The organism is Sphingomonas sp. (genome assembly GCF_019749955.1).
Classification (GTDB): Bacteria; Pseudomonadota; Alphaproteobacteria; order Sphingomonadales; family Sphingomonadaceae; genus Sphingomonas.
On sequence record NZ_JAIEPC010000123.1, the window covers coordinates 1 to 3156 of the forward strand.

The following is a 3156-nucleotide window of genomic DNA, read 5'->3' on the forward strand; positions in this document are numbered from 1 at the left end:
GTTCTTCGCCTTCCCCGAGGGCGTTCGCCGGATCATCTACACCACGAACGCCATCGAGGCTTTGAACTCGAAGGTGCGCCGCGCCGTCCGAACCCGGGGTCACTTCCCCGGTGACGATGCCGCGATGAAGCTGCTATACCTCGTGCTCAATCACGCGGCGGACGAATGGAAACGGCCGCCGCGGGAATGGGGTGACGCCAAAAGCCAGTTCGCCGTGATCTTCGGCGAGCGGTTCGTCATCTGATGACGATAACCGGCCTCCCGCACAAAATATCGGATAGTCCCTCCTGCACCGCCTGATCGACGGCAAAGCTCCTCCGGCATCTCCGATCGACGCGCCCCAGGCGCTGCGCTTGGCACAGGAGCCACTCGCCAATGTCGGGCGCTATGATGCCCTTCGCGATGGAGGGCTGCGTTCATGCGTCATGATCCCGCCAGCGCCGCCGTGGTGGTCATGCTCAAGGCGCTGAAGATGTACGGCATGGCCCAGGCCGTCGGCGATCTCATCGAGCAAGGCGCGCCCGCGTTCGACGCGGCCGTGCCGATCCTGTCCTAGCTGCTCAAGGCCGAGATGGCTGAGCGCGAGGTCCGATCGATCGCCTATCAGATCAAGGCCGCCCGGTTCCCCGCCTACAAGGACCTTACCGGGTTCGACTTCGCCGCCAGCGAGGTCAACGAGGCGATGGTCCGCCAACTCTACCGCAGCGAGTTCGTCGATGGTGCCGACAATGTCGTGCTGATCGGCGGTCCCGGCACGGGCAAGACGCATATCGCCACCGCGCTCGGGATCCAGGCCGTCGAGCATCACCGCAAGAAGGTCCGCTTCTTCGCGACCGTGGACCTGGTCAATGCGCTCGAGCAGGAAAAGGCGATGAACCGGGCTGGCCAGCTTGCCGATCGGCTGTTGCGCCTCGATCTCATCATCCTCGACGAGCTCGGCTATCTGCCGTTCAGCCCCTCAGGCGGGGCGCTGCTGTTCCACCTCTTGAGCAAGCTCTACGAGCGCACGAGCGTCGTCATCACCACCAATCTCAGCTTCAGCGAATGGGCTGAGGTGTTCGGCGATGCCAAGATGACCACCGCGCTGCTCGATCGGCTCACCCACCACTGCCACATCCTGGAAACCGGCAATGACAGCTTCCGCTTCAGGGCCAGCGCCGCAGCACCCAAAACACGAAAGGAAAAAGCCACCACTTGACCCACCCCCGCACCGCGGGACACTATCTCCACCCGGGTCACTTCTCGATGAAAATCCCGGGTCCACTCTCAGCGGAAATCAACAAGATAGTTCCCTTAACTGCTGCCTCACCACTCGCCCCCCGCATCCTTGATCGCCTTCAGCAACCCCCGCTTGCTAGTCGTGCGACTCTCGCCCCCATTGCGTGGCACCGCCACCTTACCCAACTCCGCACGTCACGCAGCCAGACGCGTGGCGAAATCGGCGTGCGTCATGCGCTTGCCGGGCCATGCCGTGTCGTCAGTCGTTGAGGTCTTCGATGCCATGATCGCTCTGACTTTCCTCGCGTATCCGCCGATCCAGATCAGGCGGCTTGCACCACCGTATGGTCGACCGCGCGCGCGCCATAAGCGAGGCAGGCGGTGATGTCCTCGCGCACGAGATAGGGGAAGTCAGCGAGCAGTTCGTCGATGCTGACCGATGACGCGAGCGCATCGAGCACATCGCTGACGCGCATGCGCGTACCCGCTACGATTGGCCGACCGCCGCACACTTCCGGGTCGATGATGACGCGGGCTCTCATCGCGATATCATGATCAGCGGGTCGAAAAGCGTCAAGCTCACTCGGCCGCCACCGGGACTTTCCCGAGGAGCGGCGCCAGATACCGCCCGGTAAAGCTCCGCCCCTCCTTCACCACCTGCTCCGGCGTCCCTTCAGCCACCACCTCGCCGCCCTTCACGCCGCCCTCAGGCCCCAGGTCCAGCACCCAGTCCGCGGTCTTGATCACATCCAGATTGTGCTCGATCACCACCACGGTGTTCCCCTGTTCGACCAGCGCGCGGAGCACTTCCAATAGCTTGCGCACATCCTCGAAATGCAGACCCGTCGTCGGTTCATCCAGGATATACAGCGTCTGCCCGGTCGATCTTCGCGCGAGTTCCTTCGCGAGCTTCACGCGCTGCGCTTCGCCGCCCGACAGCGTCGTCGCTTGCTGGCCGACCTTGACATAGCCCAGCCCTACTTCCGCCAGCATCGCCATCTTCTCGCGGATCGAGGGCACCGCCTTGAAGAATTCGACCGCGTCCTCGACCGTCATGTCGAGCACGTCGGCGATGCTCATGCCCTTGAACTTCACTTCCAGCGTCTCGCGGTTGTAGCGGCGGCCCGCGCACACGTCGCACGTCACATAGACGTCGGGCAGGAAGTGCATTTCGATCTTGATCAGCCCGTCGCCGCTGCACGCCTCGCACCGGCCGCCCTTGACGTTGAAGCTGAAGCGGCCGGGCTTGTAGCCGCGCGCGAGGCTTTCGGGCAGCCCCGCGAACCAGTCGCGGATCTGGGTGAAGGCGCCGGTATAGGTCGCGGGGTTTGACCGGGGCGTGCGGCCGATCGGCGACTGATCGATGTCGATCACCTTGTCGAGATGCTGGAGCCCGGCGATCTTCTCGTACTTGCCCGACACGATCCGCGCGCCGTTGAGCGCGCGCGCGGCGGCGGCATAGAGCGTGTCGATCGTGAAGCTCGACTTGCCCGATCCCGACACGCCGGTGACGCAGGTGAAGGTGCCGAGCGGGATGCTCGCGGTGACGTTCTTCAGGTTGTTGGCGGTCGCGCCGGTGAGCGTCAGCTTCTTGCCATTGCCTTTGCGGCGCTTGGCGGGCACGTCGATGCGGCGGGTGCCGTTGAGGTAATCGGCGGTGACGCTGCCCTTGGTGGCGAGGATTTCGTCGAGCGTCCCGCGCGCGACCACCGCGCCGCCGTGGACCCCTGCCCCCGGCCCCATGTCGAGGATGTAATCGGCGCTGCGGATCGCGTCCTCGTCATGTTCGACGACGAGCACGGTGTTGCCGAGATCGCGCAGGCGGCGCAGCGTCGCGAGCAGCATGTCGTTGTCGCGCTGGTGGAGGCCGATGCTCGGCTCGTCGAGGACATAGAGCACGCCCGACAGCCCGCTGCCGATCTGCGACGCGAGCCGGAT

Annotated in this window: 3 protein-coding genes and 2 pseudogenes; 3 read left to right on the forward strand and 2 right to left on the reverse strand. The window is 64.6% G+C overall.

Going from position 1 to position 3156, the window contains the following annotated elements; all coding sequences use genetic code 11:
* The 3 genes and pseudogenes from K2W81_RS16305 to istB all read left to right on the forward strand — a co-directional run.
* Positions 1-244 (forward strand): transposase (locus tag K2W81_RS16305; RefSeq protein WP_294106504.1); only part of this gene is annotated, 244 nt, incomplete at its 5' end.
* Between the two features lie 37 nt (positions 245-281).
* Positions 282-470: pseudogene (locus K2W81_RS16310) on the forward strand (hypothetical protein); the annotation flags it as partial.
* A pseudogene (gene istB, locus K2W81_RS16315) lies at positions 419-1198 on the forward strand (IS21-like element helper ATPase IstB). The pseudogenes K2W81_RS16310 and istB, both read left to right, overlap by 52 nt.
* A 343-nt stretch (positions 1199-1541) precedes the next feature.
* Here istB and K2W81_RS16320 read toward each other — a convergent pair.
* Both K2W81_RS16320 and uvrA read right to left on the reverse strand, forming a co-directional pair.
* A complete protein-coding gene (locus K2W81_RS16320; protein WP_294106507.1) occupies positions 1542-1760 on the reverse strand; it encodes a DUF433 domain-containing protein in 219 nt (72 codons plus the stop codon).
* A gap of 37 nt (positions 1761-1797) precedes the next feature.
* Positions 1798-3156 (reverse strand): excinuclease ABC subunit UvrA (gene uvrA, locus K2W81_RS16325; RefSeq protein ID WP_294106509.1); only part of this gene is annotated, 1359 nt, incomplete at its 5' end.